This window comes from Myxococcus sp. CA033, from assembly GCF_013336625.1.
Lineage (GTDB): Bacteria > Myxococcota > Myxococcia > Myxococcales > Myxococcaceae > Myxococcus > Myxococcus llanfairpwllgwyngyllgogerychwyrndrobwllllantysiliogogogochensis.
Window position 1 is genome coordinate 191,009 of sequence record NZ_JABUMU010000003.1, and the last position, 16,007, is coordinate 207,015.

The 16,007-nt window shown below is 70.9% G+C and carries 12 protein-coding genes; 2 read left to right on the forward strand and 10 right to left on the reverse strand.

Translation table 11 applies throughout. The features are described 5' to 3' along the window. Positions 1-1,243 precede the first annotated feature (1,243 nt). From HUA78_RS47245 to HUA78_RS11100, 6 genes are all read right to left on the reverse strand, one after another. Positions 1,244-1,378, reverse strand: a complete 135-nt coding sequence (locus tag HUA78_RS47245) for a hypothetical protein (protein ID WP_256433547.1) — start codon at positions 1,376-1,378, stop codon at positions 1,244-1,246. A gap of 288 nt (positions 1,379-1,666) precedes the next feature. Continuing rightward, a complete protein-coding gene (locus HUA78_RS11080) occupies positions 1,667-2,761 on the reverse strand; it encodes an alpha/beta hydrolase family protein (protein WP_254623668.1) in 1,095 nt (364 codons plus the stop codon). Between the two features lie 139 nt (positions 2,762-2,900). Then, entirely contained in the window at positions 2,901-5,504 is a 2,604-nt protein-coding gene (locus HUA78_RS11085; protein ID WP_174476256.1) for a hypothetical protein, read from the reverse strand. A 44-nt stretch (positions 5,505-5,548) separates the two neighbouring features. Beyond that, the gene (locus tag HUA78_RS11090) at positions 5,549-6,583 is read right to left on the reverse strand and encodes a trypsin-like peptidase domain-containing protein (protein ID WP_174457335.1); all 1,035 of its coding nucleotides are present in this window, start codon (positions 6,581-6,583) and stop codon (positions 5,549-5,551) included. 200 nt (positions 6,584-6,783) lie between these two features. Beyond that, the gene (locus HUA78_RS11095) at positions 6,784-9,213 is read right to left on the reverse strand and encodes an alpha-2-macroglobulin family protein (protein ID WP_174476257.1); all 2,430 of its coding nucleotides are present in this window, start codon (positions 9,211-9,213) and stop codon (positions 6,784-6,786) included. Continuing rightward, positions 9,210-12,287: an MG2 domain-containing protein gene (locus HUA78_RS11100; RefSeq protein WP_174459881.1), complete on the reverse strand. Its 3,078-nt coding sequence runs from the start codon at positions 12,285-12,287 to the stop codon at positions 9,210-9,212. Before HUA78_RS11100 ends, HUA78_RS11095 begins: the two co-directional genes overlap by 4 nt. Before the next feature lie 99 nt (positions 12,288-12,386). Between HUA78_RS11100 and HUA78_RS11105 the strand changes: the two genes are divergently transcribed. Continuing rightward, positions 12,387-13,586, forward strand: coding sequence for a hypothetical protein (locus tag HUA78_RS11105; protein ID WP_174459882.1), 1,200 nt, complete (start codon positions 12,387-12,389; stop codon positions 13,584-13,586). A 10-nt stretch (positions 13,587-13,596) separates the two neighbouring features. Here HUA78_RS11105 and HUA78_RS11110 read toward each other — a convergent pair whose 3' ends face one another. Both HUA78_RS11110 and HUA78_RS11115 read right to left on the reverse strand, forming a co-directional pair. Continuing rightward, the gene (locus HUA78_RS11110; RefSeq protein ID WP_141643623.1) at positions 13,597-13,875 is read right to left on the reverse strand and encodes a hypothetical protein; all 279 of its coding nucleotides are present in this window, start codon (positions 13,873-13,875) and stop codon (positions 13,597-13,599) included. 100 nt (positions 13,876-13,975) lie between these two features. Next, the gene (locus HUA78_RS11115) at positions 13,976-14,170 is read right to left on the reverse strand and encodes a hypothetical protein (protein ID WP_141643624.1); all 195 of its coding nucleotides are present in this window, start codon (positions 14,168-14,170) and stop codon (positions 13,976-13,978) included. Positions 14,171-14,412: 242 nt separating this feature from the next. On the opposite strand from HUA78_RS11115, the gene HUA78_RS11120 reads away from it, so the two are divergent. Then, positions 14,413-14,622, forward strand: a complete 210-nt coding sequence (locus HUA78_RS11120) for a hypothetical protein (protein ID WP_141643625.1) — start codon at positions 14,413-14,415, stop codon at positions 14,620-14,622. A 54-nt stretch (positions 14,623-14,676) separates the two neighbouring features. Here the strand turns inward: HUA78_RS11120 and HUA78_RS11125 are convergent, their stop codons facing one another. Beyond that, entirely contained in the window at positions 14,677-15,069 is a 393-nt protein-coding gene (locus HUA78_RS11125) for a hypothetical protein (RefSeq protein WP_141643626.1), read from the reverse strand. 181 nt (positions 15,070-15,250) lie between these two features. After that, complete coding sequence (locus tag HUA78_RS11130; protein ID WP_141643627.1) at positions 15,251-15,922, reverse strand: hypothetical protein; 672 nt, start codon at positions 15,920-15,922, stop codon at positions 15,251-15,253. Positions 15,923-16,007: the final 85 nt, after the last annotated feature.

The window sequence follows — 16,007 nt, forward strand, 5'->3', positions numbered from 1 at the left end:
ACGAGTCCATCTCGGTCGTCGTCGCACCCATTGCACGACTCGCCTGCGGCAGTCACTCGCGTGCACGGACCAAGCGAGCCATCCTGGCCACACCGTCGGTAGGCTTCGGCCCCACATTGGCCGCTGCACGACAGCTGCTTGCCTGGAGGAATGCTGCAGGTCCACCCACCCGCTACACAGGTCATCGTTCCTGAGCAGCCATTGCCCTGGGGATCACATGCCCCCGCAGTGAGCCCTTCGTCCACGAGGCCGTCGCCGTCATCATCGCAGTTGTTGCAGACCTCTGGCCCCAAGGCCGTACACGAGCCGGAGATCACCTCACCATCCGAATCACACCGGAGAAAGCCAGAGCGGCCGCAGACCGCGCAAGACTGCGTCGAGTTGGTCACGTAGGAGCAGTCGCTCCAATACTCGTTGCACACCTGCGTACCCACACACGCACCTTTGCTACATGCCTGGGTAGCGCCTTCAGGAAAACACGTGGCCGTCGCTTCGTGCCCACCAAGCACCGCCACCAGGAGCACGACTCCCGCCATCCGCGAAACAACGGAATGCAAAGAAACAAAGCTCATCAGGAAACCGCTCCTCAGCGGACGACGCCTCGTAACACCATGAGGCAAGGCACGACTCTCATCGCGACTGCAAGTGCCGGCTACTTGAATACTCCCTGCAGCTCAGTCCAAATCAACAGCACCACCTACGCCTTTCGCAGATGACTCAATCATGCGGGTCCGACAGAGGCTCACGACTTCGGTCCAGCGAATGAAACCTGGGAACTGTAGCTTCACCGAAAGACAAGCCATCCAGGGACCACGACTCCTGAAAGAATCCGTCGCCGCCTGCGGAGATAGCACCCGATGCCGGCTCGGGGCGTCCCTCCATTGAACTCGGTTTCAACCTCGACTGGCGCGGGGGCCGCACTAACGCCTGCTGTAGTCGCCACCTATCCCAACTCTCCGTGCCGCCATTAGATGAGTGGGGGGCTCATGCGGGAGTGCGCGTGCTATCACGACCGAGGAGAGGCATCAACTCATGCACGGTGCTTTCGTTGCGCGCACCTGCGACGGAGGCGACATGCTGGCCTGCCCTGATCAGGCGTCGAACGAGCAGTGTCGGAAACCCAGACATGGCGTCTGGGACGCAGCATTGCTTCGACCTGCGTGGGTGGTGGCATCACTCAACGTCAGGGTGAAATGGACTGAGGCACTGCGTAACGGCGCACACCCGAAGGAGCGCGCACGGGCTACGCCAGAGGACCGCCGGCTCGGCACACCTTCGTGTTCGACGAGAGGTCGGTGCCGCTGGGCAGCAGGGTGCAGCGCGGTCGCATGCCCAGCACCACCAGGCTCGTGCGGTCGACGTCGTCGGAGAACAGCAACTCCGCTCATACTGCCGGCCTCTGTGCTCATGGAGCGCCGCATCGACCAACGCTGCGTCACAGGCACGCTCCGGCACCACCCGGGCCAAGACAGGGAGTGGGCTCTGGGCAAGCAAGCGCTCCACGATGGCTTCGAACATGACAGTAGAACCCCCACGCCCAAAGTGGCCAGGGGCTACCGTCAGCACAGGGGCAAGGGCACGCATACGGAGCAGCCGCTTGCCAAGTACACCTGCTCGCCCGCCAGCAGCCATTCCTCGTGGAGCGCGATGTTTAAAGGCGTAGCCCTCAGGGCCCGTCAAGCACCGACAACATCCTGGGCAGCACGTCGAAGAACGCGTAGTTCCAGCAGCTGAAGTTGTGGCCGCCGTCGCAGCCGAACGGCTTCTGGCCCGGCAGGGGGCGGCCATACATCTCATAGTGGTGCGGCACCCCGGCACCGTTGAGCGCGTGGTGGAAGCGGTCCGTGGATGCCCCCGGAACACGCTCCACCACATCCCCATCCCACGTGCCCGAGCCCGCGTAGAGCGCCACCGCCACGCCCCGTAGCCCCGCGGCGCGCCCCAGCGGATTGTTCATGTTCCACGCCTGGTCGAACGGCCAGAACGGCGAGCCAAACGGGCCGTCCGAGTTCTGGAGCCACCGCGTGGCCTCCTCGGTGATGAGCGCGCGGATGCCCGAGTCCCCCAGGTCCAGCGCCCCGGAGAAGCTGGCCACATAGGCGAACAGGTCCGGCCGCCGCGCCGCATAACTGATGGCCCCAAAGCCTCCCATCGACAGGCCCGCAATCGCCCGCCCCTTCTTGTACGCGAGCGTGCGCAGGTTCTGGTCCACCCACGGAATCAACTGGTTCAGGTGGAACTCCTCCCACGCCTGATTCACCCCGCGAGGAAAGACCCAGTTCGTGTACCAACCCACCTTGCCACCGTCCGGCATGATGGTGATGACCGGCATGTTCTCCGTAATCGCATACGCCGCACCGAACTCCACCCACTGCGCGGAGTTCGCTCCAGCGCCTCCATGCAGCAGGTACACGACGGGATAGCGCAAGCCCGGGTTCTGCTCGTAGCCCGTGGGCAACAACACACGGACATGGTGACGCGGGTCATAGACGGCGTTGAGCGAGACGAGCGCCGTGGAAATCTCCACGTCGATGAGCCGGTCCGTGATGGGCCGCACCGCATGCACGGTGATGCCATGGCCCGAGCCGAAGAACGGAGCCAGACTCGCCTCCAGCGTGGAGACCGCCGCGTCTTCCTCCGCATGAGCCATCTGGGGCGCGCCGCCCACCCAGACGGCGACCAGGGCAAGCGCGCTCACCACCGTGGAACGCCAGGACACCGCCGAGCAACGGACAGGGGGGACTGCCTTGTCTTTGGACATACGCCCACCACTAGGGATTCAACTCAAATCGCGCAAGTCCCCAGGAATGACAAATCAACCCGAGCCATGACAGCCATTGCGGCGCCGTCATAAATTGCCGCCCAGACCCGGCCTCTCGAGCCGGGCATGACGCGGGCGCTCAGGAACCGCCGCCCCCATCACTCGCGCCGCCCCGCCGCTCCACGCGCGTCAACAGGCCGGTGAGGCCCTCGAAGCTGGCATTGCCCACCTGGTGCAGTCCGAAGCCCCAGAGGAACGCCGTCATGCCCGCGCCGAAGCCTCCCCACGTCGGAGAGAAGACGTTGAGGAGCTGGAGTCCCAGCACCACCGCCACGCCCGTCAGCAGCGCCAGCAGCGCCAGCTCCACCACCCACAGATGACGCGGCGAAGGCAGCGGCATGCCCTCCAGCGCGCCGAGCCCGCCCGCGGAATCCGCGTTGTCATCGCCCGGAGCCTCCGGCAGCGACGGCAGGCTGCCTCCCGTGGGCGCGCTCGCCGAGGGCACCTCTGGCGCGGAGGCCGCATTGGCCAACAGCGACTCCCTCCCCGCTGGAATCCCCATCCTGCCGCTCATGCTGGCGCTCTGTGGACTCGGGTAGCTCTGGAGCGCCAGCCGCGCCTTGTCCGCCTTGTAGTCCGCGTCCTGCAGCGTCTCCGGCGTCAGCGCCAGCTGAGCCTCGTTCAGCAGCGAGTCGATGTGCCCCAGCTCATGCAGCTCGGAATCCGCGGTGGCCTCGCTTCGCTTGCGCGCCACCTCCTCGCGCAGCCCGTCGATGCGCTTGCGCACCTGGCCCGTCTGCGCGTGATGAAGGATGTCGCGTGCCTCGCGGTACTTCGCGGCGGCCTCGTGTGGAGACTCCGCCGCCAGCGCCAGCATCGCCTCGCGCAGCTTCGCCTCCGCGTTGTCCAGCTCCGCCTTCTGCGCATCGCTGGCCGTGCTCCGCGCCTCCTCCAGTGCTCCACGAAGCTCCAGCAGGAGCCGCCGCACGTAGTGCGCATACGCGCCCTGGTACAACCGGAAGCCGTCGTCCACGCTGACATCCGCACGGGCCCGCGCCTGCTTCAGCCGCTCCTTCACGTCCGTGGTGAGCTCGCGCCACTCCTCCAGCGAGAAGCCCCGGGGATTGCGCGGCGAGGCCACCGCCAGCGACAGCTCCGCGCAGAGGACGTCGAAGTAGGAGCGACGGGCCATCTCGAACTGCTGCCGCGCGGTCGCCAGGTCTCCCTGGTCCAGCCGCGCGCGCACGTCCTGGAGCAGCGGCAACAGCTCGTACATCAGCCGGAAGCCCAGGCTGTCATCCCCCAGCTTCTGCGCCAGCGCGCGCGCCTGCGTCTCCAGCTCCGCCAGCTTCGCCTTCAGCCCCGCCCGCGCCAGCTCCTCCACGTTCTGCCCGCGCAGCGCCTTGAGCTGTTCCTCCAGTCGCTCCGTCGGCACCTTCCCGATGCGAAGCGACGTCTCCGCCTCGTCCAGCAGCGTGCTCGCCTGCGCAGGCCGCAACTCCCGGGGCAGCGCCTGGAGCTCGCGCGTCCCGGTGCACCACGCCTCATACAATCGCAACTCCGGCTCCACCCGGGCCAGCTCCGCCTCCGCCACCCGGCCCCCTCGCAGCGGCCCGCGAATCCGGGAGACGAGCGAGTCGATGCGCGCGCGCACCTCCAGCCCCACCCGCCGGGTCTCCGCGTCCTGACCATTGAGCAGCACCGCCGCGCGCCGCCGCAGCGCCTGCGCCCGCTGGAGCTGCTGCGCCCGGGGCCGGATGTTCTGCGTGTACAGGCGCACGCCATACGACGACACCGCGCCCGCCGCGATGAGCAACGCGCCCCACAGCCACGGCGTCCTCACCCAGACGGTGAAGGGCTGCTCGACCGCCACGCCTTGCGGCACCGCCATCCGCACCGTGCCCGTGTACTCGCCCGGCCCGTCCAGCCCACGCAGATGCAACAACAGCGTGCCGCTGCCATTCGCTGGCACCGTCACCGTGTCGACCGCGGCCGACAGCTCCAGGTCCTTGCCGTCCTTCCCGCCGCCCTCCAGCGAGAAGCTGGCGCCGTCGAAGCGCGGCTGCACCAGCGTCGCCCCCAGGTCCGGGGCCTTGTGCTGGAGCTGGAGCAACCGGGGCGCGGCCACCTTCCCCGTCACGCCCGCCGTCTCCTTGAAGGGCAGCCGCACCGTCGCGTCCACCGTGCCCAGGCCCCAACCCGACGAGGCCACCGCGGGCGACGTCGCCACGAACTGCACCACCGGCACCGCCTGCGTCCGCGTGACGATGAGCGCCGTCGTCTCGCGCCCACCCGCGTGCACCAGCACCAACTGCCCCGTGTAGTCCCCCGCCGTCGGCAGCTTTCCGCTCACCTCCAGATGCAGCGGGGCTCGCGCGGAGATGGACGGTGAGGTGGACACCGCCGTGCCCGCGTCCTCGGCGAAAGCCTCGCGCACGACGGCCGTCAGCGTCACCTGGGAGCCGTCACTCGCCTGGAGTGGGTCCACCAGCACCGTCACGCCGCCAGGGAGCGCCTCCTCCACACCCGCGTCACCCGGAGGCGGCGACAGCAGGTCCACGCGCAGCACCGTCCGGAAGTCCTCCGACGTCGTGCGCAGCTTCACCTCGTTGCTGGCCGTGGCGCCGGCCACGCGCAGCCGCGTCTGCGCCAGCGCGACGCTCGACGCGGTCAGCACCACGAGCAACACCAGGCGCGGGAGGCCCTGACCACGGCGGCGGCAACGGGCATCGAGGACGAACATCCACCGACGATAACAGGCGCGTCCCCCGCCTCCAGTTCACACCCTCACTCCCAGCCCAGGAGCGCCTTCACCTCCGGGGACAGTCCTCGGCGGATGGTGTCCGTGGGAATACCCTCGTTGTGTCCCGTGGCGGACGGCAGGCGCGGCCCTCCGCTGTGATGCAACGCGGCCAGCCGCAAGTCCTGGGTGAAACACGGCGCGCCCGAGGACCCCGGGCTCGTGGAGGTCCGATAGGACACACGCGTGCGTGACGCGTTGACGGACAGGAACTCGTCCAGCACCACGCTCATCGGCTGTCCCTCCGGGTGCTGGACGATGAGCGCCAGGCTGCCCACGACGAAGGGCACCTCCTCCTCGGGCAACTCCAGCCAGCCCCGGGGCTCGCCCTCCACCCGCTCGTCGCCCGGCGCGCCCTCCACCTGGAGGAAGGCGTAGTCCAATTCGTCCACCGTCGCCTCGCGGGGCCGGGGGTGCATCAGGTCCGCGGGACTGTACGAACTGCGCGCGATGCACCGCTTCACCGCGTAGCGTGTCCCCGGCTGGAGCAACGTCCGGTCCGGCAACACCTTGTGGTCGAAGCGCACGCGCAGCGACTCCAGGAGCCGGTTCTCGATGACGTGGAAGTTGGTGAGCACCACGTCGCGCGACACCAGGAACCCCGTGCCCAGGGATGCGCCCAGCACCGGCTCCACCCGGCACACGCGCCGCTCTATCGCGGCCAGCCTCCGGCGCCACCCGTCCGCGCCGCCGGCCTCGCTCCAGGCACCGACGATGCGCTCCAGGCTGCGCCGCGGAATGCTCCGCTGCACCGAGGCGAGATAGCCCTGCATGAAGCGATGCAGCCGCGGATGGCGCGGATGGGCACCATGCATGCCCGTCACCAACTCCCGCGTCCAGCCCTCCGACTCCGCGCGATGGATGAGTCCCGACGCCCGCTCCCTCGGGCCGCCCGTGGGAACGAGCGCTTCCAAATCCCGGTGGCACACCGAGGCCACCACCCGGCGAAGGTCCTCCACCGAGGGAAACGCCCCCAGCATCGCCAACAGCAACTCGTCTCTCTCCGCGCCGTCGAGCTCCATGGTGTCACCCGTGAAGAACCACTGACGAAGCCTTCCCCGGCCTGCCGACGCTGCGATGAATCTTCTGTATTCGCCGAGCGGATTCCCAGTGGCAGCCGCCCTTCTGCCCTGATGTGCCGGGTCCAGAAGCCCGCGAGCGGACACTCGTTACCGGGCCCTCCGCAACGAGGCCCGGGTCCGAAGTCGTCGAGGACCCCGCCTCAGCGCACCGCCCACGTAGCGGGAGGTACGTAGGAGACGAGGTCCGGCCGCGCCACCACCCGCAGCGAGGAGGCGCCCGCCTGGAGCGTCCCCGCCAGCGTGGGGATGACGCGGAAGCGCACCTGGAAGGGCTCTCCCTGTCCCCGAGGCCGCAGCTTCAGCGTCACCGCGCCATCCTCCGAGGTCCACGACGCGACACTCCCCACCGCCACCAGCGCGTCCAGGCTCGCGGCGTCCACCTGCACGCCCGCGGGCAACCCGTGCCGCAGCTCCAACTCGAGGCCCGAGGGCGTGGAGGCCTGCATCGTCACCTCCACGGGCTGCCCCACCTTCGCCTCCCGGGGCGAGTCCACGGCCAGCTCCAGTCCCCCTTGCGCCTCCTGCTTCCACGGCACGGCGGCGGACAACGCCAGCGCGAAGCCCAGGCCCGGCACCGCGGGCTCCGCTCGCACCGTCCAGACATGCGCGCCTGCCGAGCCCGCCGCCGGGGCCTCCAGCGACAGCACCTCGCGCAGCGCCTTGGCGTCATAGGTGCCCTCGGCCACGGGCTTCCCGTCGCGCTCCAGCACCACGCGCACCCGAGCGGGCAGCGGCTCCTTGAAGAGCGACACCACGGCCTTGAGCGCCAGCCGGTTCGCCCGGCCTCCGCCCCAGCCCCGCGCCGGCCCATAGCCCGCGAGCAGCGAGGCACCCAGGTCCGCCAGCGGCGCCTTCGCGTCACCCTCCAGGCCCAGCACCGCCAGCGCGGTGGCCTCCGCCTCCGAGGGCGCCTCTCCATTGGCCGCCACGACGCCCGACTCCACCGGCAGGTACGCGGCGCCGTCCTCGCGCTTCTTCAGCGCGTCACGCACCTGGGCCCGCAGCGAGTCCCGCAGCGCGCCCGTCACGATGCCGCTCGCCAGCAGGGACGCCGCCGTGTAGCCGTCCTTCACGTGCGCCCGGTTGCGCTCCAACGCGCCCGACGCCAGCGTGGAGAAGCGCGCCGCGCGCCGCTGCCCCCCAGGCGTCCCGGACGCCGCCGCCACCGCTCGCGCGCAATCCGCCGTCGCCACCAGCAGTCGCTGGAGCGTCCAGCCCTCACCCCCCTGGCACGTGCCGTCCGGACGCTGCGCTGCGGCCACCCAGCCCGCGAGCCGCTCGCCCAGCCGCGCCAGCACCGGGTTGTCCGGATGGAGCAGCGTGCCCTCCACCAGCAGCGTCGCGGACACCACGTCCGGCGTGCGCCCCAGCCGCAGCGCGCGCTGCGTCGCTTGCGCCACGAGGACCCGCACGCCTTCCGCGTCCACGAGCCCTCCCGCCGCCTCCGGCGGTGATGCCACGCGCGCGCCCTTCGGGGAGAGGGCCGCCTTCAGGACCTCGGCCGCCTGGGGCTCGCCCAGCGCCGTCAGCAGCTCCGGCGCGCGCCCGGCCAGGAGCAGCGCATAGGCCACATCCTCCGAACCCCCGCGAGCCCCCGCCGACGTCAGCTCCGAGCGCAGCACGCCCAGCCCTCCTGGATACACCTGGAGCCGCACGCGCTCACTGCCCGCCTGCGCATCCGCGGCGCCCGTGAGCAACAGCGTGCGCGGCGCCGCCAGCGTGCCGCTCCACGTCTGGACCACGGGCCGACCGGTGGGCCACACGTCCAGGGGCTTCTCCACGCTGTCCGCGTCTCCCAGCGCCGCGCGCACCGCGATGGGCCCCGGGCCCGACACGCGCACCGTCACGTACTCCACCACGCTGCCTCGCGCCGGCACGCGCACCGTGCGCGTGGCGCCCTCCACCGCCGCACCCGTGGCCTCCACCTTCAGCGACGTCTCCACGGCCGCATCCGTCGTGTTCACCACCTGCACCGGCACACGCACGGAGTCGCCCGCGCGCAGGAAGGCCGGCAGCACCGGGTCCACGTACGTGGGCAGCGTCCCCGCGAAGCTCGTCACCGCGCCGGCCTGGGCCCCCGTGCGCGAGTGCGCCAGCGCCAGCACGCGCCAGCGGGTGAGCCGGTCCGGCACGCGCACCGGCAGCGTCGCGGTACCGGACTCATCCGTCACCACCAGCGGCTCGAAGAGGAACGTCTCCGGGAACCACGCGCGGCTCGGCGCCCCTGGGGCCGCGGGCTTCTCCTCCAGCAACCCACCACCGCCCGGTGAGCGCTCTCCCCCCTTCCCCCGCGCGAGGCGCTTGTCGGAGCCGCCCTCTCTCTCCTCTTCCGGCGCCGCGCCCCCTCCCATGGGGGCCTGCATGGGCGCGGCGGCGACCTCGAGGGCGTCCGACTCCTTGAGGGCGAAGTCCGCCGACACTCCCATCGTCTGGGCATTGGGTTCCCAGTCGCCTCCCAGCGCGGACGCGGACGCTCCGAAGAGGCCCCGGAGGTTGTCCCCGAACAGGGTCAGCGTGAGCCCGGCCCCGACGACGAGGCACACCGCCCCGACGATGATATTGCGCATCATGGCGCCTCCCGGGCGACCCACGCGTTCCAGTTCTCCACGTCCTCTGGCAGTCGCGTCCCACGCGACACCACCGCACGCGGGTCCGTCAGCTCCAGCAACTCCCTGGGCAACCGCGACAGCCTCAGCCGCTGGCCGAAGGCATCCTTCACCTTCTCGCCCCGCTGCTCGCACGACGCCAGCGCCTGGGTCCACAGCTTCGCGAGCCCCGCCGGGTTCAGCGTCTCACCTTCCGGCGCCTTCTCCTCCCACTCACGCACCTGCGCGTGCAGCTCCGCGAGCACCGCGTAGAAGGGCTCCGTCAGCTCGGACTCCGGGTCGAACTCACTCCGCGCCCGCGCGCTCACGCGCGTCTCCGCATCCTCGGGTGTCGGCACCGCGCTCACCCGCAGCAGCGCCGCGGCGGCCGCGTTGGAGCCCCGGATGCGCCCCTGCGCCAGCGCCACGCCATCCAGCACCCCGAAGGCGGGCTGCGACACCGTCGGCGCGGGCCTCACGCTCGCCATCGCATCCGTGCCCGGCAGCGGCACCAACTGGCTCAAGGTCTCATCCACGCCGATGAGCCCCACCGCCGCGGGCCCATCCTTCCCATCCACGCGCGTGCGCACCTGGAGCCGCGCCAGGTCACCAGGGGCATAGGCCGGCTTCTCCGACGACACCTCCACGGAGAGCTGCGCGCGCGGCGCCACGTACACCCGCGCCCGAGCCCCCGCCCACGACGTCTCCGCCCAGCCCTCGAAGTCCGCGGGCAGTTGGAAGCGCGCCGTGGTGGAGCCCTTCTCCAGCTTCGCCACCAGCTCCTGCTTGCCCACCGTGAGGTGCAGCTCCTTGGGCAGCGTCCCCTCGAACGCGGGGCCCCGCATCAGGTCGATGCGCACCTCTTCGCCCGCTCGCGCCAGCACCGGTGTCGCGCGCAGCCGGAAGGGCGGCAGCATCGCCGGGCGCGACATCCACTTCGTGTCCCCCACCGGCTTGCCGTCCACCTTCGCCACCACCTTCAGCTCGTAGCCCAGGAACGTGGTGGCCTGTGCCTGCCCCTCCGTCTCCGAGTCATCGTCACCGGAATGAACCGTGAACCCCACGACCCCCATCGACTCCTCTTCCTCGATGTCACCCGTGAGCCTCACGCGCGCGAGGCGCTCCTGGACACACGCCACCACCGAGGGACTCAGCGTGCTCTTCACCCATGGCAGCGCGGACCAGGACGTCGTCAACTCCCGCTTCGCGCCCAGCCGCCAGCTCAGCGCCACCGGCAGGCGATCTCCCGACTCCAGCTTCGACGGCAGGCACGCACGCGCGTCACTGACGAGGGGCGCCAGCGCGTCCGTCAGCGACGTGCCCGTACCAAAGGCCGGCTCCGCCACCAGCTCCATCCAAGGCAAGCCCGCATCCCGCACCTCGAACGTCAGAGCGAGGACGCGCTCTCGACCCGCGGGTAGCGTGCGCGCGCGAACCCCCTGGGCCAGACACGCCGTGAGCGCGTCCAATTCGCCCCCCACCTCCGTCACCGCGCCCCCCGCGCCCACGCGCACGCCCAGCTTCACCATCCGCTCTTCCTCATCCGGCGGGATGAAGCGCGCGCACGGGAAGAGCGACGTCAGCCAGCCCTCCACCACGAGCCGCTCCTTCAGCGACGCCTGGCTGTCCTCCTCCAACAGGTTCGTCAGCGTCACCAGCCGCACCGGAGGCGGCCGTGGCGGGCGGCGCACGGGCAACGGCGGCACCACCACGTTGACGGGCGGTCCCGGGTCCAGTTGGAAGGCCGCCACGCCGTCCTCGTCCGTCACGCCGCGCACGCCCTCGTCCCGAGCATCCCACGCGCGCGTCACCGTCAGCTCCGCCCCCGGCAGCACCCGGCCGTCCGGCGTGGTGGCGCGCAGGTAGACGCGGTTGCTGAAGCCATCCACCAGCCCGTCCTCCAGCTCCGTCACCGAGGAGATGGCGAGCGCATCCTCCGAGAGCAGGAGCGCCACCGCGCCTCCCACCCGGTCCCCCGCGGCGTCTCGCGCGGACACACTCGCGAAAAGCGTCACCTGACCGCGCAGGTCCTCCGGCACGCGAGGCAACGTCACGCGGAAGCGCCCCGCCGCATCCGAGCGCGCCCGAAGCGGCAGTCCTCCCGTGCTCCATTCCGGAGGCGGCGGCCACGCCCCGGAGACAGTCCACCGCAGCTCCACCTCCGCGTCCGTCACGGGAGCGCCCGACGCGTACACCACCTGGCCTTCCACCTCGGGCGTGTCACCCGCGCGCCAGGAGGGCCGGGGACTGGACACCTCCACGCGGAAGCGCGGCAGCGTGAAGGGCTTCACCTGGAACGTCGCGCTGGCCTGCGTATCCCCGCTGCTCCACACCAGCGTCCACACCCCCACGGGCGCGCCCCGGTCCAACGGGAAGCTGCCAGCCACGACGCCCCACGGCCCCGCGGGCGCTCGCTCCTCCAGCACCGTCTCTCCCGTCGCGTCCTTCAGGAACCACGTCCCGGGCCGCCCATCCAACGGAGACAAATCCCGGGTGCGCAGCACCACCGCGCGGAAGCTCACCTCGTTGCCCGGCTCGTAGAGCGGCCGGTCCGTCAGCACATGGGCCACCGCGGGCGCGTAGAGCGGCAGCGTCGCGTCCACCGTGTCCGTGCCCAGGGGCGTGGTGACGCGGGCGCGCAGCTTGTAGTCGCCGTCCGGCACCTCGGGCAGCTTCACCTCGGCCCCCAGCGTGTCGTCGGAGTCGCGCGTCCACGGGGACTTCTTCTCCGGCTCCAGGGGCGTCTGCTTCCCCTCGGCATCCACCAGGAACAGCTCCGCGGAGCCCCGCCGCACCCGCGCGGTCATCAGGCTGCCCCGAGCGTCCGGCGCGTGCGCGTCCGCCCAGATGATGACGCGTCCGGAGAGCCCTCGTGCCACCGAGCGGACATCCAGGCCCACCGTCTGGCGGAACTGTCCGTCCGGGCACTGGGGCACCTTCACCCCACGCAGCACCCAGGCGCTCAAACACACGTCCCATGCCGCGAAGGCCCAGACCCCCACCAGCAGCAGGGCCGCCAGCCCCCCCTTCTTCGCCCGACGGCGGAAACGCTCTGTCATGCATCCTCCCCTAGGCCGCACTCTATGCCGGGAGTCCCCCTGGCTGCCGAGCCCCCTTCTTCGCGCACCCGGCGCCGGTGCGGTAGCGTCCCGCGTCTCATGCTCCCGTCGCCCAAGCCCCGTGCCGCCCGAGCTCCCCCGGATGCCCTGCCCTCGCGACTGGAGACGCTGCTGGAGTCGCTCACGGACCGGCACCTGGCGGACAGGTTGGAGCGCGTCCATCGCGCGGCGGCGGTGGCCATCGACCAGTTGGGACACCTGAGCATCGCCCGGTACGAGCCCACCTCCCTGGAGTCGGACGGCGGCGCGGACCTGTCCCTCTGGGAGACCATGGCCCCCGCCATCGGCGACACCCTCGTGGGCGTCAACCAGCTCGTCAGCGCCATCCACCAGCAGTTCCCCCCGCCCGCGCGCGCCGCGAGCACCGGGGACACCGGCTGGGCCCCTCCCCCCGCCAGCTCCGATGAGCGGCTGGCGCAGGAGGTGGAGGCGGTGCTCCACGCCACCGCGGAGCGGCTGTCCAAGCGGGTGTCGGAGCTGGGCCAGCAGATGCGAAAGCCGGAGGTCGTCAGCGACCGCTGGACGCTGATGGCCAAGCTCCAGGCGTTCCGCGCCGACTTCCGCGTGCGCATCGGCGACCTCGTCTATCTGACGGCGGCGGCCTTCGAGGACGTGCGCCGCGAGGACGTGGTGCCCGGCTACGTGCACCAGGTGGGCGCGCGCTCGGCGCTGCGCGGGGCGGCGGCGGACCTGCGCCGCTCGCTGCAAGGACGGTTGGAGCGCGCGACGAAGGCGGAGGCCCCGTCACGACCCCCGCTGGCCCGACAGATGGCGGAGAGCGTGTCGGCCTTCATCACCCTGTCCGCCTCGGTGGCGCTGCGCACACCGCAGAAGCACCACGTGCTCACCTTCCGCGCGCGCCTCCAGGACGCGGGAGGACAGCCCGAGCTGGCGGCGGACGTGCTGCCCTCGCTCGTCGAGCCCTTCCTCGCCTTCCTGGAGGAGGCCATGGACGAGGTGACGCGCACGTGGCTCGTCGTGCATGACCGCGAGCTGTGGGCGGCGTGTGGCGCGAAGCTGGAGCAGGCGGAGATGCACCTGACGCTCGGCTCGCCAGGCGCGGCGCGCGTGCTGGCGGACGCGGTGGACACGGCGGCGGCGCTGTACGGCCGCTCGGCGCCGTTCGACGGCTTCCTGCGCAAGGCGCGACAGGAGGCCGCCGAGGGACTGGCCGAGACGGGCTCATACGGCCTGCTCGAGCGCTTCCGGGAGCGCCTCGCGGCCCTGCCCTTCAGCTAGGTGGCCGCGACTACTTCTTCGTGTCGGCGGGCAGCGCGGGAGCCTCCGCCTTCGACGGCAGCACGCGCAGCTCGTTGAAGCGCTCGGCCAGCGTGCCCGGCGTCATCTCTTCCTGCCACTGCTTGGGGTTGGTGTTCCAGCCGAAGTCCGCCGGCACCTTGCCGCCACCCTGGTTCTTGTAGCCAATCATGTCCGGGAACAGCGTGGACCAGCGGCCCGCGGGGTCCGGCTCCTTGGTGATGTACTGCCGGTTGGCGGGGATGAGGAAGGGCTTGCTCGCGTCGCTCATGACGCAAAGCCTCCCCGAAACCCGCCCGCAAGGGTAGTGGGAAGCCACGGTGACGGCGCCTGGAGGCCTGGTCCCCGGACATCCCCCCGGAATGAGGCCCTCAAGCGGCCTTCCGGGCCTTCCCCCGGCGCACGGGGGGCAGCACCCGGGGCCCCAGCGCGAAGACGGCCGCGAAGTAGCGCGCCTGGGCCTCGCTCCGGTACCGGTAGCGCCGCACCTCGCCCTCCGACGTGACGACCTCCACTCCCCAGCCCTTCCTGTCCTCGCTCACGTCCACGCGCTCCACGCCACCCATGCCGTCCCCCTCTCCCGTTTCCTGGCGTCTTGGAGATCAATCACCGTGCCAGTCAGTCCACGCGGATGCCCGGGGTTGCGGTGTCCACGGGACGTCAGTCGGCCGCGAGGCGGTAAGGAATGCAGCCATGCCCGCCTGCCTGCCTGCTTGTGGGGTGGAAGGGTGCGATGCCCTCCAGGGCGCGTACCCAGGGCCTGGAGCGGTCTGCTTGTGCCGCGCGATTCCTGCGTTAACTCAGAGGCATGACTGAATTCGAGAGCAACATCGGCGAGCGGTTCGCCGAATTCGTCCTTCCCGACGGCTGCGTGCTCTGCGGTGGGGCGGTGAACGTGCGCGCCAGCCCCTCCGGGGCGCACAGCTACTGCGCCCACTGCCACTGGCTGTCCAAACCTCGCATGCGCGTGAAGGACAACGGCGTGGAGCTGTCCTTCGGCGCGGCGGCCACGGCTTGATGTCCCGCGCGTCGAGCATCCACGAGGCTCGACGCGCTCACCCCACGGGCAGGCTCAATTCGCGGAGCAGGCCCAGACCCCCTGGATGGTGCAGAAGCAGTTTCCGACGCGCCGGTTGATGCAGCACGAGCGCGTGCCGCTGCCCGCCGGTGAGCACGCCTTGCCCGCGAGGCTCAAGCAGGAGCTGTTGGGCTGCAGGCAGATGGAGGGCAGCGAAATGGGGCAGATTTTGTGCAGCCCATCGCACTCGACGGACTCGCCCGGGTAGGTGTTGCACGTGGTGCCCGTGCAGGACACCGTCGACCCATTCGAACAGGTCGTCGTACATGTTTCGAGCGCGCTCTCCTCCTGGGCGAGAGGCTCCAGCGCCTCGACGGCCTCGGTTCCACCACAGGCCAGCAGACCGGACACGACCAGCGCCGACAGCACCGTCAGGGACAGCTTCATGGGTGGGCTCTCTTTCAGCGAAGGATGGGCGATGGCCCATCACGCACGCGCGTGCGCGCTGGAGAGGGATTGAAGCATGACCCGTGGGTGCCCCGTCAGGCACGGGCCCATGATTCACCGTGGCATCTGCACTTCGATTTCACTATTTCGAGCAGAGCGGACACGGTGGGGTGCAGGGGCCTCACCTGCGCGGGCCTTCGTCGAGGCCGGGGCCTTCCAGGGTGCGCCCGGAGTCGGAGGCCTCACGAGGCGGTGCGGGCGGCAGGCCCTGCGCGGAGAGCAAGAGCGACAGCAGCGCGGCCTGCTCCTTCTCCCCGAGGACCTCCATCGTCTTCGGCAGGCTGAGGGAGACGGAGGTCGGCTCGCCGTCCACGTCGGGCTGACAGGTGCGCCAGCCGGTGTAGTGGCCCCCCGCCACCGTCAGGGTGTAGCTGCAGCCGCCCACGTCGCCGGAGATGCCCACGGGGGAGATGACGAGCGAGGTGGGCCAGTGGGCGAGTTCGCCATCCACGCGCAGGCCCTGCTCGGAGGCCATGCGGGACAGTTCGAGCCGGCTGTCCTCCACGCCCACGCGTCCGACGATGGGCCCCTGGGGCCAGCGCAGGTCGACGTCACCGCCGCGCAGGCGGCCCTTGAGCGAGGAGCCGGTGCGGCGCAGGTCGAAGCCTCCGCCGCGCACGACGTCGCGACTCAGGGACACCGTGAGGGACTCTTCGCCCACCTGGAAGCGGATGGGACCGCCTCGTTCGGAGACGGCGAGCTGCGCGCTCGCGGGCGCGGCGAGTCCGAGCGACAGCAGCACCGCGCTCAGCCTGCCGAGCGCTCCTCGGGGTCCGGATTCGGGGCGTGACACGGGGCACCTGCCTTTCCTCTGGGCACTGGAGGGAAGGTAGGGTCGCGAGCCCGGGGCGGGCATGGCCGTGCACCCCGTGGGCTCG

What these genes read in the sequence shown, in the direction of transcription:
- HUA78_RS11120 (WP_141643625.1), top strand. Translation starts at nt 14,413, where the DNA reads ATGACTGAATTCGAGAGCAACATCGGCGAGCGGTTCGCCGAATTCGTC.
- HUA78_RS11110 (WP_141643623.1), bottom strand. Translation starts at nt 13,875, where the DNA reads ATGAGCGACGCGAGCAAGCCCTTCCTCATCCCCGCCAACCGGCAGTAC.
- HUA78_RS11090 (WP_174457335.1), bottom strand. Translation starts at nt 6,583, where the DNA reads ATGGAGCTCGACGGCGCGGAGAGAGACGAGTTGCTGTTGGCGATGCTG.
- HUA78_RS11115 (WP_141643624.1), bottom strand. Translation starts at nt 14,170, where the DNA reads ATGGGTGGCGTGGAGCGCGTGGACGTGAGCGAGGACAGGAAGGGCTGG.
- HUA78_RS11125 (WP_141643626.1), bottom strand. Translation starts at nt 15,069, where the DNA reads ATGAAGCTGTCCCTGACGGTGCTGTCGGCGCTGGTCGTGTCCGGTCTG.
- HUA78_RS11100 (WP_174459881.1), bottom strand. Translation starts at nt 12,287, where the DNA reads ATGACAGAGCGTTTCCGCCGTCGGGCGAAGAAGGGGGGGCTGGCGGCC.
- HUA78_RS11095 (WP_174476257.1), bottom strand. Translation starts at nt 9,213, where the DNA reads ATGATGCGCAATATCATCGTCGGGGCGGTGTGCCTCGTCGTCGGGGCC.
- HUA78_RS11105 (WP_174459882.1), top strand. Translation starts at nt 12,387, where the DNA reads ATGCTCCCGTCGCCCAAGCCCCGTGCCGCCCGAGCTCCCCCGGATGCC.
- HUA78_RS11085 (WP_174476256.1), bottom strand. Translation starts at nt 5,504, where the DNA reads ATGTTCGTCCTCGATGCCCGTTGCCGCCGCCGTGGTCAGGGCCTCCCG.
- HUA78_RS11080 (WP_254623668.1), bottom strand. Translation starts at nt 2,761, where the DNA reads ATGTCCAAAGACAAGGCAGTCCCCCCTGTCCGTTGCTCGGCGGTGTCC.